We start from the raw sequence: 22,208 nt of genomic DNA, 5'->3' as shown, positions 1-22,208 counted from the left end.
CGTTCGACGGGAGCCGGTCTAAGCGTTGTGGACGTCGGCGCTACGCGCGCGGGAGCGCCCGCGTCGCCGTCGCCTTGAACGAGACGACCACCGTCTCCCCCACGTCGAGCGCCATCCGGTCGAGGCTGTCGGTAGTGAGAATCGCCCACAGCGGCGTCTCGGTGCCGACGTCGACGGCGACGCGGCCGACGGACTCCCCTCTGACGACTTCCGACACCTCCCCCTCGAAGCGGTTCCGGGCGCTGGTCGCGTCGGGGGCCGGCGCCTCCGCGGGCAGTTCGACGGTCACGGCGTCGGCCCGGACCGACACCTCGACGCTCTCGCCCGGGGTGACGTCGCGCGGGACGAGCGTCAGGACGCGTCCGGGAACCGTTTCGACCGTCGCGAGTTCGCCGTCTACCTCGACGACGTGCCCGGCGAACACCGAGAGCGTGGCGTCGGCGGCGCCAGCGAACTCGGCACCGAGGCGGTCGAACCGGGCGAGGAGGTCACGCGCGCGCTCGGTGAGTTCGCTCCCCCCGCCGCCGGCGCCGCCACGTCGCCGTTCGACAAGCGAGCCGAACGCCTCCTCGAGTTCGACCACGCGCCGCTGGGCGTGCGCGAACGACCGCTCCAGCGCACTCGCCGCGGCGTTGAGCGAGCCGTGGTCGTCGACGGCTCTGAGCAGCGCCGCGTCGCGGGCGTCGAAGGCAACGTCGCCGGCCTCGATACGGACTGACGCGTCTGGGATTCCCTCCACACCGGGTGGGTGAACCGCGTCGAATAAAGCTGTCCCGGCCAGACCGGTCGGCCCGGGGCGCGAGACAGGTCCGGTCACGGGTACGGCTACAGTTCCGTGCGGGCAAGCCCGTTCCTCCCGGGGTCGGGCGACTCGTCGTACAGCAGTTCCCCGTCGATGAACTGTCGCGTCCGCGGGTCGCGCGGCGACTCGAAGAACCGCTCCGTCTCGAGACACTCGACGAGTTCGCCCTCCAGCACGAACGCCACCCGGTCGGAGACCCGTTCTGCCTGGTGCATGTCGTGCGTCGCGACCAGGACGCCGACGCCCCGTTCCCGTGCGCGTTCGATGGCCCCCTCGAGTACGGCGGTGTTCCGTGGGTCGAGGTTCGAGGTCGGTTCGTCGAGAAGGAGGTACTCCGGTTCCACCGCGAGCGCACGCGCGAACGCGACGCGCTGTGCCTCCCCGCCCGACAGCGACAGCGCGTTCTGGTCGGTCTTCCCCTCGAGACCGACCGTCTCCAGCGCCTCCTCGGCAGCCGCCGGAAGGGAGTCTCCCTGGCCGAGTCGGGTGAGGCGAGTGCGCACCCGCTCGGGCCAGGACCGCCTGACGCGGAGACCGTACGTGACGTTCTCGGCGACGGGCGCGTTGAAGAGACTGGGCTCCTGGAAGGCCATCGCCACCCGCCGACGGACCGCGAGTCGGCGGTCGTCCGAGAGTCGCCAGACGTCGTCGCCGTCGGCGGTGACCCGTCCGGTGTCGGGCGGGCCGAACAGCGCGAACAGGCGGATGAGCGTCGTCTTGCCGGTCCCGGAGGGGCCGACCACCGTCACCACCTCGCCCGGTGAGACGTCGAGCGAGACCGACTCGAGCACGGGGTCGTCGCCGAACGAGACGGACACGTCCTCGACAGCCAGCGTCATCTCACCGTGCCCCCCGTCCACGGCCCTGACTGCGGACCCACGACCCGAGCGCGTTCACCGCGAGAACCAGCACGAGGAGGACGACACCGAGGACGAGACCCACCTCGTACCGTCCCTGTCGCGCCTCGACGGTGATGGCCGTCGTCAGCGTCCGCGTGTACGACTGGCCGTCGCTGAAGACGATGTTGCCCCCGACGATGAGGATGGACCCGACTTCGCTGATGGCGCGGCCGAACCCCGCCAGGACGGCGGTGACGATACCGTAGCGCGCCTCCTTGACGACGACGAGGCTCACGTCGGCGCTCGTCCCCCCCATCGCGAAGGCGGCGTCGCGGACCGGCTGGCTGATCTCCTCCACGGAGGACAGCGCGATGGAGGTGATGACCGGCGTCGCGAGGATGACCTGCGAGATGATCATCGCCTGGGGAGTGAACGCGAGTTGCAAGTCGCCCAGCGGGCCACTGTTCGAGATGACGATGAGGACGACGAGACCGACGACCACGCTGGGGAAGCCCATCCCGGTGTTGATGACGGCCGTGACGATTCGCTTGCCCGGGAAGTCGGTGAACCCCACCGTGAGTGCGACAGGGACGCTGATGGCCGTGCTGAGCGCCACCGCGGTGAGGCTCACCTGCAGCGAGACGACGACGATGCTGAACACGTACGCCCACCCCCGCTCGGGGAGCTGGAACTGGAAGGGCGGTCCCGGGAGCAGGAGTGTCTCTGGAAGCATTCGTCGGAGGAGGGTCGGACTCGACCCTGTTCAGTAGTTCGATGGGACGCGCGTCTCGACCCAGTGGAGGAACCGCTTGTCCTCGGTCGACAGGGAGTTCGCCTGCGACGCGGTGTACCCCTGCGGGACGTACTGACCGAACTGCGGGTCCTCCGCGAGGGCGTTCGGGAAGAACAGCTGCGAGCCGTTCGCGGTGTACTCCTCGATCATCGTCTGTCCCTGCGGGCTGGTGAGGAAGCCGATGTACGCCATCGCGGCCTGGTAGTTGACGTTCTCGTACACGGCGGGGTTGACCGCCATGACGCCGTAGGGGTTCTTCAGGATGACCGGCCCGCCCTCGAGCGGCCCCTGGACGTGGATGACGAGGTCGACCTCGTTCTGCATCGAGAGGTACGTCCCCCGGTCGGCGAGGGTGTACGCCCCGGTCTGACTTGCCTGGACGAGCGTGTCGCCCATTCCCTTCCCGATTTCGCGGTACCACTGCCCGCTCGGGTCCGTCCCGGCCTGCTCCCAGATGACGAGTTCCTTCTTGTTCGTCCCGGAGTCGTCGCCGCGGGAGACGAACGTGGCTTCCGAGTCGGCGATGGTGGTGAACGCCTCCGTCGCGCTCGACACGCCGTTGATGCCTGCGGGGTCCGACTCCGGACCGACGACGACGAAGTCGTTGAACATGACGTCACGCCGGTTGACGCCGTAGCCGTCCTGCATGAACTGGTCCTCGGCGTTGCGTGCGTGGACGAGGATGACGTCGGCGTCGCCGTCCCGCGCCGTCCGGATGCTCGCACCGGTGCCCTTCGGGAGCGTCTTGATGGTGAGACCCGTCGCCTGTTCGAACGTCGGGTGGATGGCGTCCAGGAGCCCCGTGTCGTACGTACTCGTCGTCGTCGCGAGGACCAGTTCGCCGTCGCCGATGCCACCGCCACCGCCACCGCCGGACCCCGACCCCGACTGGCTCCCGCCGCTCTGCGACTGCTGTGTCCCGCTCGTCGTCGCGGTTCCTGTGTCCTGGTCGGAGTCGCCGGTACAGCCAGCGAGTCCCACGATCGTTCCCACGCCCGCTGCCTGGAGGAATCGACGTCGTTGTATCGTCATGAGCACATCGAACGTGGGAGGAGATATAACAGTTCCGGCGGCGGAGCACGTCGGACAGTACGGGGGACGGGTCCGTCCGGCGTCACTGAAATACAGGGGGAAGAACTATGACGCGAGCGGAAGAATATCAGAAACCATGCCCTCCGAACAACGTCGGACGGCCCACTTCGGTCAGATGTCTCGGGCGCTGCGAGCGCTCGGCGTCGGCGTCGACGACGACGTGACGCCGCGACCCGCCTGAGTCAAGTACGGACGGCACGTCGGGGGAGACGTGCGACCGAAGGATGGGGGACGACACCGGTGCGCGTGAGTGTCATCGGCGGGAGTGACGTCGACGCCGAAACCGTCGGAGTAGCCCGGGCGCTCGGTACCCGACTGGGTGAACGCGGCCACACTGTCGTCTGTGGCGGCCTCGGCGGCGTGATGCGGGGCGTCTGCGCGGGAGCGCGAGACGCCGGCGGACACACTGTCGGCATCCTGCCCGGCGAGCGCGTCGCCGACGCGAACCCGTTCGTCGAGACGGCCGTCGCGACGGGGCTGGGACACGCGCGGAACGCACTCGTCGTGATGAACGGCGACGCCGTCGTCGCCGTCGCCGGGAGTGGCGGTACCCTCTCCGAAATCGGGTACGCGTTCGTCTTCGACAGGCCCGTCGCGGGGCTCCGAACGCACACGGTCGAAGGGGTCCACGCCTGTGAGACGCCCGCCGAGGCAGTCGACTACGTGGAGCGTGCGGTGGCCGAACGCGAGAGACGCGACGCGTGAGCGGGTGAGGCGCGCGCGAGACGCAGTACGTGCGCGAGCGGCGCCTCGTGACCGGTCCTCGACGGCCCTCGGGACCGCGACGTCTGCCGCTCGACCGACGGTCGTCTGACGGATTCGTTCACGGATTCGAGACATACCTGTGGCGTTCAGAACATGTTTTGTTCCCAAAGCGACACCGAGGAGCACACGAGCCGTCGTGGGCGCGCCGGACCCGCACGACGGTGTGATACGCTCATGAGCCGAACCCGCCACGCCCTCGTCATCGGATTCGTGTTGGTACTCGCGTTCGCCCCTGTCGCGGCCGGACCCGCCGGGGCGTCCTCGACAGTGCTCCCCGTGGACGCAGCCCTGACGTCGGGTGCGACGGCGGCGCAGCAGACGTCGACCGTCTCGCTCGTCGAGACAAACGTGACGAGCGGGTCGAGTTTCGAGTACGAACTCGGCGACTACGACCGGGTCGAGGACTTCACCGTCGAGTTGACCGGCGCCGTGGCGCGCGAGGACGACGTCGACAGCGGTACCGTAACCGAGGACGGCCAGACCCTCCCCGTCTCCATCGCCGGCACGTCGGAGCCCACGGGACCGGCAGATGGTGAACCCGAACTGACCCTGACGGCGGAGACGCAGACGGTGTCGAGCGAGTACAATCAGGGCGACGGTGTCATCGGTCTCTACGGACAGACGAACTCGGAGATACGCATCACTCGGCCGCCGTCGACCATCGGGGAGATACGGACCTACCACAGTACGGTCGGCGGGACCGGTGCGGTGGTCGACGTCTACATCGTCCGGGGTGAGGGCCCCGACGCGACGTACGGCGAGGGGACGCTGGTGAAGGAGGGGTGGGAGGTACCGAACAGCGAGGGGTGGCAGACCATCGACGTCGACGAGTACGACACGAACGGTTCGACCGTCACCGTCGAGTTCGTCACGGTCGAGCGTACCGACTCGTCGTTCGGGACGCCCGTCGACGACCGACAGCAGGACGGGACGACACGAGCGTCGTGGGGCGGGAACCTGGTGTCGACGCCGTTCCCGCTCGAGGTGGTCTCCACCCCGCCGAGTGACGTCTCCGTGACCGCCGACGACGGGACGTCCGTCTCGTTCGGGAGCTTCTCGACCGGCGAGTCGTCGAAGTCACGACCGGTCGACCTCTCACAGAATGCGACGGCGTTGACCGTGAACTACAGCGGCGGCGACACGCTCGAGTGGTCGCTGTCGTACACGGAGCGGACCGAGTCGGTGGCCCCGTCGGTGTCGGTGAACGGGAACCGGCTGAACACGTCCCGGACGCTCGCCGCGGGTGAGACGGTCTCGCTCGACCCCGACCCGTCGTGGGTTCGCGAGGGGACGAACACGGTCAGGGTCGACCTCGACGAGTCGAGCCTGTCGGACGACGCGCCGACCCCGGTCGTCGACATGCGCTACACGCACGACGTCGTGGTCGAACCGACCGCCGCGCCCGAGTCAGACGACTCCGACTCCGACGGTCCCTCCGGCGGCGGTGGAGGTGGCGCACCGGCGCCCGACGACGACGGTGACGACGGTGACGACAGCATCGACGACGACGGCGACGGGAGTGACGACGACGATAGCGACGACGGTGACGACAGCGGCGACGGCCCGGACGACGCGGCGGACGACGACAGCAACGGTGGTGGCGGGGACGGCGGAAGCGTCGGAGGAGCGGGAGGCGGCGGAGCGAGCAGCGGGAGTGGCGGCGGCGGGGCCGCCGAGAGCGACGCGAGCGAAGACGGTGCGGACGTAGAGGCCGTGACGGCGTCGGTGGACACCGCCACGCTGACTGCCACCTCCGACGCGAGCGGGACGACGACACCGCAGGCGGCGGACACCGCGGACGGGACTGTCGTGACCAACGTCTCGTTCGAGCCCTCGCGCATCTCGACGAACGTCCGGGCCGTCGTCGTGGTGACGGTCCGGAACCCACAGCGGGTCGCGGGAACCCACCCGGTCGCCCTCGAACTGGACGGACAACCCATCGAGACCCGGGAGGTGTCCGTGCCCGCGCGCAGCACCGCCACCGTCCAGTTCGCCTTCGAGTTCACCAGCTCGGGTACCTACACCGCGCGGGTCGACGACGAGACGGCCACCATCACCGTCGTCGACCCCGAGGCGGGGACGCCGACGTCGTCGACGTCGACGCGGTTCCCCGGCTTCACCCCGGTCACGGTCGTGCTCGCGGGACTCGTACTGCTGGTGCTCGCCGGCCGTCGGCGCCACTGAGTCCGCGCTAGTCGCGCCGGTCTTCGAGCGAGGCTTTCAGGTCGATAACCGGCGACCCGTCCGCCATGTCGACACCGCGGACCGTCATCGTCCGAGCGTCGACGTCCACGGCGACCACGCGACACTCGGTGAGGCAGACGGGGTTCGGTCTGGCGGGCGACCGAGAGGTGAAGACGCCGCGAGAGGGGTCGCGGTCGAGCGTCAGCACCGACCGGTCCGCGCGGTCGGCCCACCACACGACCACGACCGACTCGGCGTCGAACCCCGACAGGCCCGCGGCGTACGCCTCGTCGACGCGGACGACGCCCTCGGCGTCGTCGTGAAACCCCTGTGAGGGGGCGTCGCTGGTGGTCTCGAACGGCGTCGACACCGTGCCGATGGGGTCACACTGCATAACCACCGCTGGGTCACGGGGGGAGAAAAGCGTCCGGGGCGGCCACCGCTCACCAGGTGCCGTGGAAGGTGTCGAACGAGAGTTCTTCGAGCGGTTTGTTGCCGACGGCGATTTCGTACTCCCCGGGCGTGAGCATCGGCTTGTGGAAGCGGGGGCCGTCGTCGGTCGTGATGCGGGGGCAACCGGTGTTGACGAAGGCGTCGAAGTCGAAGTTGCGGAGGCGGTCCGGGGTGACCTCGTCCATCGTCACGAGGTACGCGTCGTCGTTCTCCGAGAGGATCTGCTCCGCCTGCTCCCACCGACCCTGTCCGATCTTCGTACAGAAGATGACCCCCCACGTCTGCGCGTCCATCGCGCGGTGGACGGCGCCGAACCGCTGTTTCATGAACTTCTCCGTGTCGGCGATGGTGACCACGTTGTTGACGGGGTCGGCGATGACCACCGTCTTCTCGGGGTGTTCCATCGCCAGGCCGAGCGGGTGGAACTTCCCACCGCCGACGTACAGCACCTGGTCGGCGGGGAGGTCGGCGGAGGCGTAGTTACAGCCGAGCACCTGCCCCTCGTGGGTGAGCCGCTCGTCTCCGCGCCGCGTCTGGACCTCGTAGCCGCGCGCCTCGAGCCAGTCGACCATCTCGCCGAAGCGGTTCATGTGCTGGGCGGTGGTGACGAGGCCGACCTCCTCCTCGTCGAGTTCGTCGACGGCGTCTTCGAGGATGGGGAAGGGGTCGACGTTCGAGAACAGCGGGACGTAGATGATCTTGTCCGACTCCTTCATCGGCGAGTGGCCGAAGTGGACGAAGACGTCCGACCGGCGCATCAGGAAGGTGTCGAGGTCGCAGGCGCCGTAGCAGGGCTGGCCCGAAATCAGGAACGTCACGTCCTCGGTGAGCGCACGGAGGTCGTCCGCGACGGCCGGGGCGCGACGCTTGAGTCCTTCGGGGAACTGGAGCCCGACCGTCGTCGCCTCGCGCTCTTCGATGGCGTCGACGATGCGGTCGAGTTCGTAATCCCACTCCCGGTCGTGCTTCAGGGCCATCCCCGTCTTTCGGAGGTCGCCCTCGGAGTAGGCGTCGTTGCTCATTGGCAGCTATTGCGTGTCGACTCGTTTAACCTCGGCGTTTCGTGTTGCGGCACGGACGGCGCAGCGAGTCGGGGATCGCCCGAAGCCGTCCGTTCCGGCTTTCGCTCTCGTGCAGTCGCGTCACACGGGCGTGGTGTAGTTAAGTGACGACACGACGAACGAGTGTCATGGCAGACAGCATCGAATGCCCCGAGTGTGGCGCGACGATGGACTCGCTGGACCAGATGGAAACCGAGGAGATCACCGAAATCGAGGAGAAACCGCGTGGCGGTATCGGCTACGGCCAGGCGACACAGGACCTCTACCTCTGTCGGAAGTGCCGGAAGCCGCTCGGCGTCGGGAGACGCGGCAACGAGTGAGGCGTCGCTGACGACCGGGTCACCGGACGTAGTGACACGGGTGTCACTCGGGGGTTCTTGCGGGCGGCCGCCCTACCACGGGTGATGTCAGGACAGACGCTCGACGCCGACCTCCCTCTCGAATCCGTCTACCGCCCGCCAGGGGACGACGCCGGTGACGACACGCTCGTCGTCGTCCTCCACGGCCGGGGCGCCGACGAGACTGACCTCCTCCCCGTGGCCGACCACCTCCCGCCGGCGCACGTGCTCAGCCTCCGGGCCCCCGACCGCCTCATGGGCGGGTACACGTGGTACGAACTCGACATGCCGGACGGCGATCTCCACCGCAGCCAGCCTCACGCGGGGGACTTCCGGCGGAGCCTCGACCTCGCCACGGAGACAGTCGCGACGGCGGGCGAGGCGCTCGACGTCGGCACGGTCGGTCTGCTCGGCTTCTCGCAGGGCGCAATCACCAGCACGGCGCTCCTGGTCGAGTCGCCCACCGACTACGACTGGGTCGTCGGCCTCCACGGCTATCTGGCGGCGTCGCACGCCGAGTCGGACGAGGACCTCGACGACACCCCGGTGTTCCTCGGGGCGGGCCGGGCCGACCAGATTATCCCGGAGGCACGCGTCGCGGCGGCCGCAGAGCGCCTGCGTGAGATGGGTGCGGCCGTCACGTACGAGACGTACGACGTGGGTCACGGCGTCGGACAGGCGGAACTCGCCGACGTGGTCGCGTTCGTTGAGGGACGGTAACCGAGAATCACGGGGATCACTCCCAGGCGACAGCGCGAGAGAGGGCTACTCCTGGGTGGCGTTCGCCGCCGTCGCGCTCCGAGCCTCGTCGTACCAGCCGGGGGGCCGGGTCTCCGTGTCGCCGACGGCGGCGTACTCCATCCGGAAACTGGCGGTCCGGTCGTCGTCGTCCGCCGCCGCCTCTCGCGTGAACTCGACGGTCAGTTCCGAGACGAACCCCGACTCGTGGACGAATGCCGTCGCGGTGTAGTTCGTGACGTTCCCGTCGACGTACCGTGGGCGGCCCGTCGCGACGACGCGGTGCTCGTCTGGACGCCACGAGACGCGGTCCACCTCGACCGCTGTCGTCGAGAGGTAGCGGCGGACGTACTGGCGGCTCCGGTCGGTGTGGACGCCGTAGTCGTCGACGCGGAGCGGGTACCGGTCGTACCGGGTACCGTTCCGCGTGTCGGCGCGGCGGTAGACGAACTCCCCACCGGTGTAGAGGGTGTACTGGACCAGTTCGGAGCCGTTCGCCCGCGACTCGTACCCGACGACGGTGTACAGCCACGTCTCCTCGCTCTCGACGACGGCGTGTTGCCAGACGCCGTCCCAGCGCCGGTCCCCGTCCAGCGCGTCGGTGTCGGACTGTCGGACGATGAGCCGGTACGACTGCCTCGAGACGGCGTCGGCGTGTGCACGCGCGAGGACCGACGCGTCGAGGGAATCGGCACCGATGCCCGGCGGATATCTCGGGGCCGACGGCTCCTCGCTCTCACCGTCCGAGTCGGGAGTCGACGTCGCGGACGAGTCGACACCGGTCGACGGTTCCGCCTCCGCACCGGTCGGCGATGTCGATGCCGCGTCGCCGCCCGACCCGGCCGGAACCGGCCCCCAGACGCCGGCCACACCCGCGGCGAGGACGAGGCAGACGACGCCGACGACGGCTGCGAGGGTAGTCGGCGTCGCGAGTCGCGACTCGTCCCGTCCGGGTCGGGGCTCCGCCTCTGCGAGGAGCGTGGTCGTCGACGCCCCGAGGAACCGGTCCGTGAGCGCGTCGGCGTCCGTGCGCGACACGCCGTACAGGAGGAGGTCCACGAGGGTGTCCGGGCCGACGAACCGGGCGTCGTGACGGTCGGCGAGCCGGGACGCCCACTCGCCGTCGGCGGGCGCGACGACGACGTCGACGTTGCCGACGGTGTCGTCGCCACCACCGCCGACGGAGGCGTCCGACCGGAGGCGCCACCGAAGCGCGGCGTCGACGCGAGCGACGCAGCCGGTGGACACCGGGCGAACGACGAGGCGTTCGTCGGATCGACTGGCGACGAACCGGTCGCCGGCGCGCCGCGTCTCGTAGCCGCGGACGCGCCAGAGCGCGGCGCAGAACTCGACGAATGCGTGCCGGTCGAGGGCGCGCAACCGCTCCGCGACGGCGTCTGCCCGCCCTGTCGGCCGAGTCGCTCCCACGGCAGTGTGAAGGAGTCACACGAACACGAAGGTTTCGCCGTCGACCCGGTGTAGTCGGCAAATTCAACTACGTGCTCTCCCAAGCGAGTGCATGAGCGTCGAGACGACGAGCCTCGAACAGATGGGTCGTGACCTCGGAGCGGCGATCGCCGAGACCGACGAGTACCAGCGGTTCGAGGAGGCGAAGCAGGCCGTCGAGGCCGACGACGAGGCGCAGGCGCACATCCGCGAGTTCAATCAGCTCCGCGAGGAGTTTATGTTCGCCCGCCAGACCGGCAACGCGACACAGGAGGGGATGCAGAAGCTGCAGTCCAAGCAGCAGGAACTGCACGGCCTGCCCGTGATGGCCGAGTACCTCGAGGCCCAGGCGGCGCTGCAGGACCGGCTCGAAACTGTCAACGAGGCCATCTCCGAACCCCTCGCGGTCGACTTCGGCGGCGAGGCCGGCGGCTGCTGTCAGGACTGAGCTGCCGCACCCCGGAGTTCAAGTAGTATCGAGCGGCCAGCGAGGGCCATGCTCGCAGTCGCAGGCGGGAAGGGCGGGTGTGGAAAGACGACGACGGCACTCGGCCTCGGGCGCGGCATCGACGGAGCGGTGGTCGTCGTCGACACCGACCGGGACATGCCGAACCTCCACGCGATGGCCGGGGTCGACCGGGAACCGATGGCGTCCGCCGACGCCGACCCCCAACGAGTCGACGAGGGTCTCTCGGTCCTCCCCGCACCGGCGACGTCGACGAGCGACGCCGCCGTGACGACGATTCTCGAACGAGTCACCCACCGGACGGACGGCCGGGTCGTCGTCGACTGTCCGGGGGGTGCGGGACCGGACGCGGCCGCACCGCTCGCGGCGGCGACGGGAGTCGTCCTCGTCTCCACCGCCTGCGCCCCTGCTCTGCGCGACGCGACGAAGACGGCGGCGATGGCGCGGGCGCTCGGCTGTCGCGTCGACGGCCTCGTGCTGACGCGGACGCGCGTGGCACCGCCCGGCGTCGAGTCCCTCTTCGACTGTCCCGTGCTCGGCACGGTTCCGGACGTCACCGGGGACGTCCTCGACGCCGGCAGTGTCAGGACTGCGTACGCGAGCGTGGCCGCGAAGCTCGAATCCGAGAGCTAGAGCGCGTCTGTACGGCCCCGAAACATGCCATCTGAGGGCCACGAGTCTCGTGTCACCCGGTGAGTATCATCCGAGAGATTCGGAGGGGAATCCCTATGTGTACCCGTCCGGAACGAACACGCATGTCGAAGCGGCTTCCCACCGGTATCACCGTCCTCGACCGGCAACTCGACGGAGGCCTCCCGGCGGGAAGCATCGTCTACCTCGGCGCGCGGCCGGCGAGCCAGTCGGAACTGATTCTCTACGAACTGACCGCCGCCCGCGGCACGCTCTATCTGACGACTGCCCGGTCGGTCGAGGCGGTGAGAGACGCGCTCGAGCGCTCGTCGGTGCAGACGGGCAATCCCACCGTCCGCGACGTCGACGGTGATGGGCCTGTCGACCAGGCACACCGGCTCATCCGCGGACTGCCCGACGAGGCGAACCTCATCGTCGACATCGTGGACGTCCTCGAACGGGTCGAACCCTCCCGGTACCGGATGTTCCTCAACGAGGTCCAGACGCACATGATAAACACGGGCGGCATCACCGTCCTCCACGGGATGAAGACCGGGAGTGTCCCCGAGAACCGGGGCCTCACGGAACACATGGCCGACATCGTCTTCGACCTCGAGACGCGGGTCAAAGGCTCCGAAATCGAGAACCGGATGGCGATTCCGAAGTTCCGCGGCGGACGCGCGCTCGACGAGACTATCAAACTCCGCCTCACCGAAGAGGTCGACGTCGACACGAGCCGCGACATCGCCTGAGCGCGCTCACGCGACGAAGTACGCGAACGTCAGAAGCGTCACTACGACGGTCGCACCGATCCAGTCCAGCGGCGAGAGTGCAGAGAGCGGCCCGCTCCGTTTCGAGAACAGGTAGCCGAAGTACGGAACGAGCGGCGAGAGCCGCGGGAAGAGCGGCGGGCGCACGCCGGCACCGAACCGCAGAGCGAGGGTGAGCGCGACGGTACAGCCGGCCGCGACGACGGCGACGAGGAGGTCGTCACGGACGCTCTCTGGAAGTTCCATACGGACGAGGGCGTGGGCCACCGGGATAACGGATACGGTACGATTCGACCGAGAACCGCCGGACCGCTCCGCAGCGCGGCCTTACTCCTCGTCGAGGTCGGCGTCGAGTTCCTCGGCGATCTCGTCGGCGTCGACGTCGACGTCGTCGAGGTCCACGTCGTCCATGGCGTCCTCGATGTCTTCGGGTGCGGCGCCGCCCATGCCGCCCATCATACCACCCATGCCGCCCATCATGCCGCCCATCCCGTCGATGGTCTCCTGGACGATGACCCGGTCGAGGTCGAGGCGGTTCATGACGTCCTGGGCGATCTGCTGCTTCGAGAAGAGCCACTGCTGGTTCATCGTCATCTGGGGCGTGGCCTCGATGTACAGCGTCTCCTTCTCGACCGTCTCGGTCTCGTACTCGGGCTCTGCGTCCTCGTCCTCGTCGTCGGACTCGACTTCGACTTCCTCTTCGACCTCGTCGGTCTGGATCCAGAGCTCGGGCGTCTGCTGGAGGTAGAGGCCGAGGAGGCCCTTCGCCTTCTCGGTGCGGTCGTCGATGACCTCCAGGACCTCGTAGTCGTACTCGAGGTCCTCGCCGGCGAGCGGGTGGTTGAAGTTGACGCGGGCGCGGCCGCCGATGATGGTCTCGATGCGGCCCTGCTCACCGTCGACCTGAACCTGTGCACCGGGGTACCGGTCGTCCTCGTCGATCTTCGACGCGCTGACCGTGCGAATCTCGTCCTCGTCGACCTCGCCGAACGCCTCGGCGGCGGGGATGGTGACCGTCCCGGAGTCTCCCGGTTCGGAGCCGACGAGCGCCTCGTCGACGGCCTCGAACACGTGTCCCTCGCCGAGGATGATGATGCGTGGCTCGAACTCGTACTCGTCGGTGTCGATGTCCGCCTCTTCGGCGACTTCGACGTCGGTCGTGTCGACGACCATCCCCTCCTCGTCGTCCTCTTCGGGGATGGTGCGCATCGTGTACGCGATACGGACGAAGTCACCCTGCTGGAGGCCGCTCTCCTCCTCGACTTCCTCGGCGTCGGCCTCGACGTCTTCCGGTTCCTCGGCTTCGGCGGCGTCCGGTTCCTCTACCGACTCCGCCTGCTGGTCATCGGTCATACTCCAACGGTGAGTCGTCCGACTCTTAAGAATCACGTTTCAGGCCGCAGACCGGGTCGGCAGCCAGCCACGCCCGTGGCCCGAACCACCGGGACGGGAGCGAGCCCAGTCACACGGCGGAGACGGCCACCCTTTTTGACCGGCCTCGCCGTGACGTCCAGTATGTACGAGGTGGAGGTGAAGGTACCAGCCGACCACGCAGCGGTCCGTGCGCGACTCGCGGACGTGGACGCGGAGTCGCTGGGGACCGTCGTCCAGCGCGACACGTACTACGACGCGCCGCACCGACAGTTCGCCGAGACGGACGAGGCGCTCCGCCTCCGGCGGGTCGAGCGCGAGGACGGTGACGGGGAGACGCGCGTCACGTACAAGGGACCGCTCGTCGACAGCGCGTCGAAGTCCCGACGGGAACACGAGACGGCCGTCGACGACGGCGAGACGATGGACGCGGTGCTCCGGGCCCTCGGGTTCGACCCCGTCGCCGTCGTCGAGAAGGAGCGGACGCGCTTCCGCGTGGACGAGTACACCGTGACCCTCGACGACGTGACCGACGTCGGCGAGTACGTCGAGGTCGAGACCGAGTCCTCGGACGTCGATAGCGCCCGTGAGGGGGTCTTCGAGCTCGTGAGGCGACTCGACCTCGACCCCGACGACCAGATACGGACCTCCTACCTCGGCTTGCTCCTCAAGGGGACCGACGCCGGGGACCGCGACGCGACGGACGCGGCTCCCGCGTCCGAAGATTCCTGACGGTAATACGCGTGGACGGGAAACTTTCCGCAAGTTATAGGCGAGGGCCGGGTCTACCGGGAGACAATGACCGAGCGGAACATCCAGATCGAGTCGGTGAACCGACTCGCCGTGGAAGACCAAGGGGTAGAAATCGTCGAGCGGAAGGGGCTGGGCCATCCCGACTCCATCTGCGACGGCATCGCCGAGAGCGTCTCCCGCGCGCTCTCGAACCTCTACCTCGACCGCGTGGGTCACGTCCTCCACTACAACACCGACGAGACGCAACTGGTCGCCGGCTCCGCCGCGCCGAAGTTCGGCGGCGGCGAGATGCTCGAACCCATCTACGTGCTCATCGTCGGGCGGGCGACGAAACACTACGTCGACGAGGACGGGACGGAGTACGACCTGCCCGTCGACGCCGTCGCCCTGGCGGCCGCGCGCGACTACCTCCGCGAGACCATCCCCGAACTCGAAGTCGGGACCGACATCGTCGTCGACGCCCGACTCGGAGAGGGCTCGGGCGACCTGAGGGACGTCTTCGGCGAGGACGGGACGGTGCCGATGGCGAACGACACGAGTTTCGGCGTCGGTCACGCCCCCCTGACCGAGACGGAGCGGATCGTCCTCGAGGCCGAGCAGGCGCTCAACGGCCGGTACGCCGCGAAACACCCCGAGATCGGCCCCGACATCAAGATCATGGGCAAGCGCGAGGGCGACCGCATCGACCTCACGGTGGCCGTCGCGATGGTCGACGCCTACGTCGAGGACATGGCGGCCTACCAGCAGGCGGTCGACGACGTCCAAGCGTTCGTCGCCGACCTCGCCGCGGAGTACACCGACCGCGAGGTCCACGTCGACGTCAACACCGCCGACGACTACGACGAGGGAGCCATCTACCTCACCACCACCGGCACGTCGGCGGAGATGGGTGACGACGGCTCCGTCGGGCGAGGGAACCGCTCGAACGGACTCATCACCCCGAACCGGCCGATGTCGATGGAAGCCACCTCGGGGAAGAACCCGGTCAACCACATCGGGAAGATTTACAACCTCCTCTCGACGGAAATCGCCCACACGGTCGTCGAGGAGGTCGACGGCATCCGCGACCTCCGGGTGCGCCTCCTGAGCCAGATCGGTCGCCCCATCGACCAGCCACACGTCGCCGACGTCGAACTGGTCACGGAACCCGAAGTGGAGGTCGGCGACATCGAGGCGGACATCGCGGCCATCGTCGACCGCGAACTCGCGGCCGTCACCGACATCACGAGTCGGGTCATCGACGGCGAACTCCGGACGTTCTGAGCGGTCGGGAGCGCTCCGTGGCGTTCCGTCGCATCGTGTGGTTCTCCCGACACTCGGTAGAATATTCACACCTTATACGCGATAGTAGGGAAGGTTTAACACCCTCTACCGGCTCACAGTTGACAATGTCAGCAGACGACGCCACCACCGACGCACTCGCGCCCGACGCGGACCCGACCCCGCACGCCACCGACTACAGCACGAGGAGTCGTTCCACCCGGACCCGCCAGACGGCCGCGTACTGGTCGATGACGCGGACGATGGCCGACCTCTCCTGACCGCCCGCACCCGTCCCTCCGCGTCGTCTCCCCGTTCACTCCTCGTCCGCCCAGTACCGCTCGACGAGCGCCGCTGCCGCGTCCGCCGTCTTGCGGTACGCGCGGTCACCGTCCGGTGTCCGGACGGCGAAGTCGTACCGCTGGCTGTCCGGGACGTACCACCGGTCCGGATACGCGCCGAGCACCGCCGGGAGGTCGTCCCCGTCGGCCCGCGTGTCCGCCGCCGCGTCGTCTGACTCCGCGCTCGTCTCGTCGTCAGTCTCCGTGGCGGTCTCCGTCGACCGGCCGTCGAGGAGGAGGTCCATCTCGACGGCGGGGTGTTCGGGGACGATGCCGCGGTCGTCGCCGGTCTCGTGGGCGGCGTGCGCACACGCCATCAGGACGTCCTGCGTACTGACCACCGGTTCGCCCTCGTCGGGGGCGCGCTGGTCGTACGTGCCGTCGGCGTTCATGGTCCACGCCGAGCGGTTGTCGCGCAGGCAGAGTTCGAGGACGAACCGGAGCTGTTCGCGGAGCGCGGGGTCGGTGACGGGCGCGACGGCCTCGACGCGGCTGTCGAGGTTCCGGGTCATCCAGTCCGCGCTCCCGAGGTAGTACTCGGGGTCACCCCCGTTCTCGAAGTAGAAGATTCGGGAGTGTTCGAGGAAGCGGTCGACGATGCTGTAGACGTCGACCGTTTCGCTGAGGCCCTCGATTCCCGGACGGAGCCGGCAGATGTCGCGGACGACGAGGTCGACGTCGACGCCGGCCATCGAGGCGCGGTACAGTTCTGCGACCATCTCGGGGTCCTCGAGGGCGTTCGCCTTCACGACGATGCGGGCGCGTCGGCCCTCGCGGGCGTGGTCGGCCTCGCGGCGGACCATGCCGGTCAGCCGCTTCCGCATGGTCACCGGCGCGATGAGCAGTTTGCGGAACTCCTCGTCGAGCGAGGGACCGGTGAAGAAGTTGAACACCTTGACCAGGTCCTGCCCGATGTCGCGGTCCGCGGTCAGGAGGCCGAGGTCGACGTAGCCTTTCGCCGTCTCCGAGTGGTAGTTCCCCGTCGCGACGTGCGAGTACAACTGGACGCCGTCGTCCTCCTCGCGCACGACCAGCGCCGTCTTCGTGTGCGTCTTCAGTCCGACGGTCCCGTAGGCGACGTGGATTCCCTCCTCCTCCAGCGTCCGGACCCACTCGAGGTTGTTCTGCTCGTCGAACCGCGCCTTGAGTTCGACCATCACCGCCACCTGCTTGCCGTTGTCGGCGGCGTCGATGAGCGACTGGATGACCTTCGAGTCCGACGCGGTGCGGTAGATAGCCGCCTTGATGGCGAGCACGTCGGGGTCGTTGGCCGCCTCGTCGAGGAACCGCTGCACCGTGTCGGTGAACGAGTGGTAGGGGTGGTGGAGGAGGATGTCGTCGCGGCGAATCTCGTCGAACACCGTCTCCTCGTGGCCGTCTGCCGAGTCGGGGAAGCCGCCCTCGGTCGGGAGTCGCGGATGGGGGAGCGGCGACCAGTCGTCGAGTTTCAACTCGGGACGGTCGTGACCGGTGAGGTCGATGAACTCGCGGTAGTCGATGGGACCTTCTAGGTCGTACACCTCCCGTTCGGAGAGGTCGAGTTCCTCCATCAACAGGTCGCGGATGGCGTCCGGTGCCCCCGCTTCGAGTTCCATCCTGACCGCCGAGGCGAACCGACGCTGTTCGAGCACCTCCTGAATAGCCTCGATGAGGTCCTCCGCCACCTCCTCGTTCCGGCGGACTTCGGCGTTCCGGGTGAGCCGAAACAGGGCCGTGTCGACGATGTCGACGTTGGGGAGGAGCAGGTCGAGGTTGGCTCGCACCACCTCCTCGAGGAGGACGAACCGTCGGTGCTCCCCGTCCGTGTCGACTTCCACGAGTCGCGGACGGTTCTGCGGAATCTTCACCCGGGTGAACGTCGGGTCGGTCTCGCCGCACTTTCGCGTGAGGACCGCCAGCGAGAGCGACCGGTTCGAGATGAACGGGAACGGGTGTGCCGGGTCGAACGACAGCGGTGTCAGCGTGGGGAGCACCGACTCCTCGAAGTACGATCCCATCTTCCGTTCCTGGGCTGCCGTGAGGTCGTCGTAGTCGGCAATCTCGATGCCCGCCTCCGCGAGCGCCGGTCTGAGTACGTTTCGGTAGCAGGCCGCCTGCCGCTCGAACATCGGTCCGGCCACCTCGTGGACGGCCTCCCACTGTTCACGTGGGGTGCGGCCGTCGGCCGTCCGCTCCGTCACGCCCGCGTCGATTTGCTGCTTCAGTCCCCCGACGCGTTTCATGAAGAACTCGTCGAGGTTCTTGGTGACGATGGCGAGGAACCGAACCCGTTCGAGGAGCGGGTTCCGTTCGTCGAGGACTTCGTTCAGGACGCGACGCTGGAAGGCGAGCTCCGACAGTTCCCGGTTGAGGTACAGGTCGGGGGCACCGAGGTCGAATTCGGGGTCGCCGTCGGTGTCTGTGTCGACGTCGGCGTCGGCGTCGACTGGTGGAGCGGCCGTGTGGACGTGCGAACCGTTGGGCAGGTCGGACATGTGAGGAGACGCGGAAGGCGTGGTCGGCAGAGCCGGTCGATCGGTCGGTCGATGGTCTCCCGTCTGTCGAGACGTACAAATGTATTTATATTAATTCTACCGAGCCCTCAATACTCACCGTCGACGGTACGGACCGAGACGGGGGCGGTCGGAAACGCAAAGCCACCGGGGCCGCTACTGGCCACCGTGGCTCGCACGACCGACGTCGTCGTGGTCGGGTACGGGGAGATTGGGACGAAGAGCAGCGCCGTCCGTCGGCGGATGCTCGACCGTCTCGCCGAGAACCTCGACGCCGTCCTGCGCGACCGGGAGTTCGACGCGGTCGTCCGACAGTCGTGGGCGCGCCTCTACCTCGACGGAGCGGTCCCAGACGGCTGTGCGCGGGCGGCCGCCGACGTCCCCGGCGTCGTCTGGAGCAGGCCGGCGCGGCGCTGTGAGCCGACGCTGGCCGCGCTCGTCGAGGCGCTCTGTGACGTGGCCCGCGCCGCTCCACCGGACGAGACGTTCGCCGTCCGCGCGTCGGTCCCCGACGCGAACCGCGACTTCACCGGGACCGACGTCGAACGCGACGCGGGCAGAGAGATACTCGCCCGGGTCGGCGGCCGCGTCGACCTCGACGACCCCGACCGGGTGTACCGCGCCGAGTGCCGGGCGGACGAGGGGTACGTGAGCGCCGTCCAGTACGACGGACCGGGCGGCCTCCCGGTCGGAACGCAGGGGACCGTCGTCGCCCTCGTCAGCGGCGGCATCGACTCGCCGGTCGCGGCGTGGCAACTCCTCCGTCGGGGGTGCCGCGTCGTTCCGCTCTACGTCGACCTGGGTGCGTACGGCGGCGTGGACCACCGCGAGCGTGCCGTCGAGACCGTCGAACGCCTCCGTCGGCGGGCTCCGAACGTCGACGGACGGCTTCGCGTCGTTCCGGGAGGTCCGGTCGTCGAGCGCGTCGTCGACGAAATCGACGACACGCGGATCCTCTCGCTCCGGCGAGCGATGCTCCGGATGGCGGCGGTGGTCGCCGAGCGCGAGGGGGCACACGCACTGGCGACCGGGGAGGCCGTCGGACAGAAGTCGAGTCAGACGGGGCCGAACCTCGCAGTGACCGACGCCGTGGTCGACCTCCCGGTCCACCGGCCGCTTCTGACCTGGGACAAGGCGGACGTCGTCGCCTGCGCTCGCGAGTTGGGCACGTTCGACGACGCCACGCTCCCGGTCGGCTGTGAGCGGGTCGCCCCGACGCACCCCGAGACGGCCGCGACGCGCCACGCGGTCGAAGCGGCCGAACCGGGCGACCTGTTCGACCACGCCGCCCGCGTCGCCCACGACGTGGAAATTGTCGACAGACGTCCCGACGGTTGAGTCTCACTCGCTGCCGCCGAACGATTAGACGATAGTGAAGTAGAATCGCATTGTTACGCGACGTCTTTCTCGAAACAGCGTGAACAATCACACAAAAATGGATTTAGGTTGCTGGAGTTCCTCCCTCCAGCTATGTCCCACACGAAACGCCACGTCTCCCGTCCACTCCCCGGCCCCGACTGGGTCGTCCAGGACGTCAGGTCGTACGACTACTGGCGTCGGGGCGCCGACGACTGTGCGGCCTGTGGGGTCGACGTCGCACTCGACGAGAGCCACTACGGGATGGAACTCCTCCGTCACCGACCCGCGCGGGCCGAGGGGAAACTCGGCCTGGAGCGGGAACGGTTCGTCTTCTGCTCGCGGGAGTGCGTCGACGCCTGGTCGCACTGACCGACACCGCCGACCACAACCGCTTTACTCGCGCGTGGCGACGCCGCAGACGTGACGCGGGTCTGTATCGTCGGCTCCGACGACGTGAACCTCCGGTACGAACTCCTCTCCAGAGAGACGTCCCGGGCGGCGCTGTCGACGTACGACCTCGACGAACCGTTCGCGAACGCCGTCGCCGTCGACACGGTGAGTCTCGGGGCGGCCGTCTCGCTCCTCAACGACCTGAACTGGTATCTCGTCCGGTTCGCCGACCGGTCGCTCGTACTCGACCCCTCCATCGACCCCGACGAGTGGCTCTCGCGCGACCTCGCCACGAAAGTCAGAGACGGGCGACTCGACCCCGACGAGACGGACGAGTACGCGGCCATCTTCGGCGTCGTCGACGGCCGACTGGTCGAACCGATGTTCGCCTCGCGCGTTGAGGGCGGCCTGCCCGAGTACGACCTCCGCGACGTCGAGCGGACGGTGGTCGTCCGCCTGACGGCCGCAGAGTTCGACGCCGGGTAGCGCCGGAGAGGCGGGAGACGACCCTCGCCAGGCGAAGCTATATCACTACTCCTCACTCAAAATACATATTGGGAGTAACAGATGACCGCGGATTTCGACCCCGACAGTGCTGTCTCGGGTGGGTTCACCGACGCTCGTGTCGGAACGGACTCGACAGTGACCGGGTCGACCCGGCGGACATGGCTCCACTGGCTGTTCTCGGTGGGCGGCGGCCGTGTGTTCGTCGTGGCGGCCGTGACGAGTGTGCTGTACTTCGTCGCCGTCTACCTGCTGGCAGTGGCTCTCGGCTGGGGACCGGCGTATTTGAACCCCGCGAACCAGCTCGGTCTGTCGGCGTACGCGACCACGCTCGGCGTCTTCGTCGTCCTCGTCATCCTCGGGACCTGGGTGACCAGCTACGTCGAGGTGTGGCGGGCGGTCGAACCTTGCATCGCGGCCGACAGCGAAACGTACGACGCCTTCCTCAAGCACTGGACAGACCGGCTGTACCGGACGCGAAACGTGATCTTGCTGTTCGTCGCCTTCGAGACGCCCTTCGCGTTCGTCGTCAACGAACTGAACCCGTTCGTCCCCTTCGAGGCGCTGTTGACGGTCCTCAACGCGACGATCGTCTTCCTCGCGACGACGGCAGTCTACCTGTTCGTCGTCCACTTCTTCGCCGTGCGAGCGGCCATGCGACTCGGCATCGACAACGCGTTCACCGCAGCGCAGCGGCTGGGACCGCTCGCCCGTCTGAGCATCAACACGGCGGTCTGGTGGTTCGTCGGCGTCACGGTGCTGTCGACGTACTACTGGCTCTGGCTGAGTGACTTCCTTCGCCCCCTCGTCTTTCGGACCGGCGTCGACCCGGCGTACGTGCCACCGACGCTCGGCGTGGTGACGCACGCGGCGCTCATGGGGCTGCTCATCACTGTTGGTTTCGCGCTCGTCGCGGTCCCGACGTGGCAGATGCACGTCGCGCTTTCGAGGGCGAAACACGACCTGCTGACGGACGTGAACGCACACTTCGACGCCATCGTCCGCGACTGGACCGACGACGCCGCCGCGGAGACCGTCAGTACCGAGTTGAGCGCGGCCGAGAAGGCCTACGAGAGCGTCACACGGATTCAGACCTGGCCGTTCGACGTGGAGGCGGTGGTCAAGCTGTTCGTCTCCTCCGTCATCCCGCTGTCGCAGTTCGTCTGGACGACCGCCAGGAGTGTCCTCGGTCTCACCTAGCTCGTGCCCCCGGTCCGTGCGTGGACCGTTACTCCTCGTCGAACATCCCCGTCGACATGTAGCGCTCGCCGCTGTCCCAGTAGACGGTGACGACGAGTGGGTCTTCCACACCTTCCTCCGAGAGCCGGCCTGCGACCTTCCGGGCGACGAGGTTCGACGCG

24 protein-coding genes and 1 pseudogene are annotated in these 22,208 nt (G+C 68.3%); 14 read left to right on the top strand and 11 right to left on the bottom strand.

Going from position 1 to position 22,208, the window contains the following annotated elements; genetic code table 11:
* Window positions 1-40 precede the first annotated feature (40 nt).
* From ACESK5_RS07195 to ACESK5_RS07180, 4 genes are all read right to left on the bottom strand, one after another.
* The gene (locus ACESK5_RS07195) at window positions 41-739 is read right to left on the bottom strand and encodes a TOBE domain-containing protein (RefSeq protein WP_372910874.1); all 699 of its coding nucleotides are present in this window, start codon (window positions 737-739) and stop codon (window positions 41-43) included.
* Window positions 740-825: 86 nt separating this feature from the next.
* Window positions 826-1,641 carry a phosphate ABC transporter ATP-binding protein gene (locus ACESK5_RS07190; RefSeq protein WP_372910873.1) on the bottom strand — a complete coding sequence of 272 codons (816 nt, stop codon included), beginning with the start codon at window positions 1,639-1,641 and terminating at the stop codon, window positions 826-828.
* Between the two features lies 1 nt (window position 1,642).
* On the bottom strand, window positions 1,643-2,374 hold the full coding sequence (locus tag ACESK5_RS07185) for an ABC transporter permease (protein ID WP_372910872.1): 732 nt from the start codon (window positions 2,372-2,374) through the stop codon (window positions 1,643-1,645).
* A gap of 30 nt (window positions 2,375-2,404) precedes the next feature.
* Window positions 2,405-3,466, bottom strand: a complete 1,062-nt coding sequence (locus ACESK5_RS07180; RefSeq protein WP_372910871.1) for a substrate-binding domain-containing protein — start codon at window positions 3,464-3,466, stop codon at window positions 2,405-2,407.
* Window positions 3,467-3,766: 300 nt separating this feature from the next.
* Here ACESK5_RS07180 and ACESK5_RS07175 point away from each other — a divergent pair, with 300 nt between their 5' ends.
* The gene (locus ACESK5_RS07175; protein ID WP_372910870.1) at window positions 3,767-4,231 is read left to right on the top strand and encodes a TIGR00725 family protein; all 465 of its coding nucleotides are present in this window, start codon (window positions 3,767-3,769) and stop codon (window positions 4,229-4,231) included.
* A gap of 234 nt (window positions 4,232-4,465) precedes the next feature.
* Window positions 4,466-6,475, top strand: a complete 2,010-nt coding sequence (locus ACESK5_RS07170) for a hypothetical protein (RefSeq protein WP_372910869.1) — start codon at window positions 4,466-4,468, stop codon at window positions 6,473-6,475.
* Window positions 6,476-6,482: 7 nt separating this feature from the next.
* Here ACESK5_RS07170 and ACESK5_RS07165 read toward each other — a convergent pair whose 3' ends face one another.
* Together ACESK5_RS07165 and dph2 are read right to left on the bottom strand one after the other, a co-directional pair.
* Window positions 6,483-6,869: an SAM-dependent methyltransferase gene (locus ACESK5_RS07165; RefSeq protein WP_372910868.1), complete on the bottom strand. Its 387-nt coding sequence runs from the start codon at window positions 6,867-6,869 to the stop codon at window positions 6,483-6,485.
* A 49-nt stretch (window positions 6,870-6,918) separates the two neighbouring features.
* The gene (gene dph2, locus ACESK5_RS07160) at window positions 6,919-7,950 is read right to left on the bottom strand and encodes a diphthamide biosynthesis enzyme Dph2 (RefSeq protein ID WP_372910867.1); all 1,032 of its coding nucleotides are present in this window, start codon (window positions 7,948-7,950) and stop codon (window positions 6,919-6,921) included.
* Window positions 7,951-8,117: 167 nt separating this feature from the next.
* Here dph2 and ACESK5_RS07155 point away from each other — a divergent pair, with 167 nt between their 5' ends.
* Together ACESK5_RS07155 and ACESK5_RS07150 are read left to right on the top strand one after the other, a co-directional pair.
* Entirely contained in the window at window positions 8,118-8,309 is a 192-nt protein-coding gene (locus tag ACESK5_RS07155; RefSeq protein ID WP_372910866.1) for a hypothetical protein, read from the top strand.
* Between the two features lie 84 nt (window positions 8,310-8,393).
* Window positions 8,394-9,047 (top strand): alpha/beta hydrolase, encoded by a 654-nt coding sequence (locus ACESK5_RS07150; protein WP_372910865.1) that lies wholly within the window; start codon window positions 8,394-8,396, stop codon window positions 9,045-9,047.
* Between the two features lie 45 nt (window positions 9,048-9,092).
* Here ACESK5_RS07150 and ACESK5_RS07145 read toward each other — a convergent pair whose 3' ends face one another.
* Window positions 9,093-10,493, bottom strand: coding sequence for a hypothetical protein (locus ACESK5_RS07145; protein ID WP_372910864.1), 1,401 nt, complete (start codon window positions 10,491-10,493; stop codon window positions 9,093-9,095).
* A gap of 91 nt (window positions 10,494-10,584) precedes the next feature.
* Between ACESK5_RS07145 and ACESK5_RS07140 the strand changes: the two genes are divergently transcribed.
* The 3 genes from ACESK5_RS07140 to ACESK5_RS07130 all read left to right on the top strand — a co-directional run bounded on the left by ACESK5_RS07140 (window position 10,585) and on the right by ACESK5_RS07130 (window position 12,359).
* On the top strand, window positions 10,585-10,959 hold the full coding sequence (locus ACESK5_RS07140; RefSeq protein WP_372910863.1) for a YlbF family regulator: 375 nt from the start codon (window positions 10,585-10,587) through the stop codon (window positions 10,957-10,959).
* A 48-nt stretch (window positions 10,960-11,007) separates the two neighbouring features.
* On the top strand, window positions 11,008-11,610 hold the full coding sequence (locus ACESK5_RS07135) for a MinD/ParA family protein (protein WP_372910862.1): 603 nt from the start codon (window positions 11,008-11,010) through the stop codon (window positions 11,608-11,610).
* A gap of 122 nt (window positions 11,611-11,732) precedes the next feature.
* Window positions 11,733-12,359, top strand: coding sequence for an RAD55 family ATPase (locus ACESK5_RS07130; RefSeq protein WP_372910861.1), 627 nt, complete (start codon window positions 11,733-11,735; stop codon window positions 12,357-12,359).
* A 6-nt stretch (window positions 12,360-12,365) separates the two neighbouring features.
* Here ACESK5_RS07130 and ACESK5_RS07125 read toward each other — a convergent pair whose 3' ends face one another.
* Both ACESK5_RS07125 and ACESK5_RS07120 read right to left on the bottom strand, forming a co-directional pair.
* On the bottom strand, window positions 12,366-12,623 hold the full coding sequence (locus ACESK5_RS07125) for a hypothetical protein (protein ID WP_372910860.1): 258 nt from the start codon (window positions 12,621-12,623) through the stop codon (window positions 12,366-12,368).
* A gap of 81 nt (window positions 12,624-12,704) precedes the next feature.
* On the bottom strand, window positions 12,705-13,730 hold the full coding sequence (locus tag ACESK5_RS07120; protein WP_372910859.1) for a peptidylprolyl isomerase: 1,026 nt from the start codon (window positions 13,728-13,730) through the stop codon (window positions 12,705-12,707).
* Between the two features lie 162 nt (window positions 13,731-13,892).
* On the opposite strand from ACESK5_RS07120, the gene cyaB reads away from it, so the two are divergent.
* The 3 genes from cyaB to ACESK5_RS07105 all read left to right on the top strand — a co-directional run bounded on the left by cyaB (window position 13,893) and on the right by ACESK5_RS07105 (window position 16,042).
* On the top strand, window positions 13,893-14,480 hold the full coding sequence (gene cyaB / locus ACESK5_RS07115) for a class IV adenylate cyclase (RefSeq protein WP_372910858.1): 588 nt from the start codon (window positions 13,893-13,895) through the stop codon (window positions 14,478-14,480).
* A 66-nt stretch (window positions 14,481-14,546) separates the two neighbouring features.
* Complete coding sequence (locus tag ACESK5_RS07110; protein ID WP_372910857.1) at window positions 14,547-15,764, top strand: methionine adenosyltransferase; 1,218 nt, start codon at window positions 14,547-14,549, stop codon at window positions 15,762-15,764.
* A 125-nt stretch (window positions 15,765-15,889) separates the two neighbouring features.
* The gene (locus ACESK5_RS07105; RefSeq protein ID WP_372910856.1) at window positions 15,890-16,042 is read left to right on the top strand and encodes a hypothetical protein; all 153 of its coding nucleotides are present in this window, start codon (window positions 15,890-15,892) and stop codon (window positions 16,040-16,042) included.
* Window positions 16,043-16,077: 35 nt separating this feature from the next.
* On the opposite strand, the gene ppk1 is transcribed toward ACESK5_RS07105, so the two are convergent.
* Entirely contained in the window at window positions 16,078-18,576 is a 2,499-nt protein-coding gene (ppk1, locus tag ACESK5_RS07100) for a polyphosphate kinase 1 (protein ID WP_372910855.1), read from the bottom strand.
* A 186-nt stretch (window positions 18,577-18,762) separates the two neighbouring features.
* On the opposite strand from ppk1, the gene ACESK5_RS07095 reads away from it, so the two are divergent.
* The 4 genes from ACESK5_RS07095 to ACESK5_RS07080 all read left to right on the top strand — a co-directional run bounded on the left by ACESK5_RS07095 (window position 18,763) and on the right by ACESK5_RS07080 (window position 22,047).
* Window positions 18,763-19,932: a tRNA sulfurtransferase gene (locus ACESK5_RS07095; RefSeq protein ID WP_372910854.1), complete on the top strand. Its 1,170-nt coding sequence runs from the start codon at window positions 18,763-18,765 to the stop codon at window positions 19,930-19,932.
* Between the two features lie 132 nt (window positions 19,933-20,064).
* Window positions 20,065-20,322: a hypothetical protein gene (locus tag ACESK5_RS07090; RefSeq protein WP_372910853.1), complete on the top strand. Its 258-nt coding sequence runs from the start codon at window positions 20,065-20,067 to the stop codon at window positions 20,320-20,322.
* Between the two features lie 51 nt (window positions 20,323-20,373).
* The gene (locus ACESK5_RS07085) at window positions 20,374-20,829 is read left to right on the top strand and encodes a DUF5804 family protein (RefSeq protein WP_372910852.1); all 456 of its coding nucleotides are present in this window, start codon (window positions 20,374-20,376) and stop codon (window positions 20,827-20,829) included.
* Window positions 20,830-20,910: 81 nt separating this feature from the next.
* The gene (locus ACESK5_RS07080; RefSeq protein WP_372910851.1) at window positions 20,911-22,047 is read left to right on the top strand and encodes a hypothetical protein; all 1,137 of its coding nucleotides are present in this window, start codon (window positions 20,911-20,913) and stop codon (window positions 22,045-22,047) included.
* 28 nt (window positions 22,048-22,075) lie between these two features.
* On the opposite strand, the pseudogene ACESK5_RS07075 reads toward ACESK5_RS07080, so the two are convergent.
* Window positions 22,076-22,208 (bottom strand): annotated as a pseudogene (locus ACESK5_RS07075) (cysteine synthase); the annotation flags it as partial.

It is taken from the genome of Salinigranum sp., assembly GCF_041641895.1.
Taxonomy (GTDB): Archaea; Halobacteriota; Halobacteria; order Halobacteriales; family Haloferacaceae; genus Salinigranum.
The sequence above is the reverse complement of the archived record's forward strand: the minus strand, read 5'-3'. Positions and strand labels throughout refer to the sequence as shown.

Bases quoted from the DNA above. Each gene is read 5' to 3' on its own strand.
- ACESK5_RS07190 (WP_372910873.1), bottom strand. From the start codon at position 1,641: ATGACGCTGGCTGTCGAGGACGTGTCCGTCTCGTTCGGCGACGACCCC.
- ACESK5_RS07185 (WP_372910872.1), bottom strand. From the start codon at position 2,374: ATGCTTCCAGAGACACTCCTGCTCCCGGGACCGCCCTTCCAGTTCCAG.
- ACESK5_RS07180 (WP_372910871.1), bottom strand. From the start codon at position 3,466: ATGACGATACAACGACGTCGATTCCTCCAGGCAGCGGGCGTGGGAACG.
- ACESK5_RS07170 (WP_372910869.1), top strand. From the start codon at position 4,466: ATGAGCCGAACCCGCCACGCCCTCGTCATCGGATTCGTGTTGGTACTC.
- ACESK5_RS07165 (WP_372910868.1), bottom strand. From the start codon at position 6,869: ATGCAGTGTGACCCCATCGGCACGGTGTCGACGCCGTTCGAGACCACC.
- dph2 (WP_372910867.1), bottom strand. From the start codon at position 7,950: ATGAGCAACGACGCCTACTCCGAGGGCGACCTCCGAAAGACGGGGATG.
- ACESK5_RS07155 (WP_372910866.1), top strand. From the start codon at position 8,118: ATGGCAGACAGCATCGAATGCCCCGAGTGTGGCGCGACGATGGACTCG.
- ACESK5_RS07150 (WP_372910865.1), top strand. From the start codon at position 8,394: ATGTCAGGACAGACGCTCGACGCCGACCTCCCTCTCGAATCCGTCTAC.
- ACESK5_RS07140 (WP_372910863.1), top strand. From the start codon at position 10,585: ATGAGCGTCGAGACGACGAGCCTCGAACAGATGGGTCGTGACCTCGGA.
- ACESK5_RS07135 (WP_372910862.1), top strand. From the start codon at position 11,008: ATGCTCGCAGTCGCAGGCGGGAAGGGCGGGTGTGGAAAGACGACGACG.
- ACESK5_RS07130 (WP_372910861.1), top strand. From the start codon at position 11,733: ATGTCGAAGCGGCTTCCCACCGGTATCACCGTCCTCGACCGGCAACTC.
- ACESK5_RS07125 (WP_372910860.1), bottom strand. From the start codon at position 12,623: ATGGAACTTCCAGAGAGCGTCCGTGACGACCTCCTCGTCGCCGTCGTC.
- ACESK5_RS07120 (WP_372910859.1), bottom strand. From the start codon at position 13,730: ATGACCGATGACCAGCAGGCGGAGTCGGTAGAGGAACCGGACGCCGCC.
- cyaB (WP_372910858.1), top strand. From the start codon at position 13,893: ATGTACGAGGTGGAGGTGAAGGTACCAGCCGACCACGCAGCGGTCCGT.
- ACESK5_RS07110 (WP_372910857.1), top strand. From the start codon at position 14,547: ATGACCGAGCGGAACATCCAGATCGAGTCGGTGAACCGACTCGCCGTG.
- ACESK5_RS07105 (WP_372910856.1), top strand. From the start codon at position 15,890: ATGTCAGCAGACGACGCCACCACCGACGCACTCGCGCCCGACGCGGAC.
- ppk1 (WP_372910855.1), bottom strand. From the start codon at position 18,576: ATGTCCGACCTGCCCAACGGTTCGCACGTCCACACGGCCGCTCCACCA.
- ACESK5_RS07090 (WP_372910853.1), top strand. From the start codon at position 20,065: ATGTCCCACACGAAACGCCACGTCTCCCGTCCACTCCCCGGCCCCGAC.
- ACESK5_RS07080 (WP_372910851.1), top strand. From the start codon at position 20,911: ATGACCGCGGATTTCGACCCCGACAGTGCTGTCTCGGGTGGGTTCACC.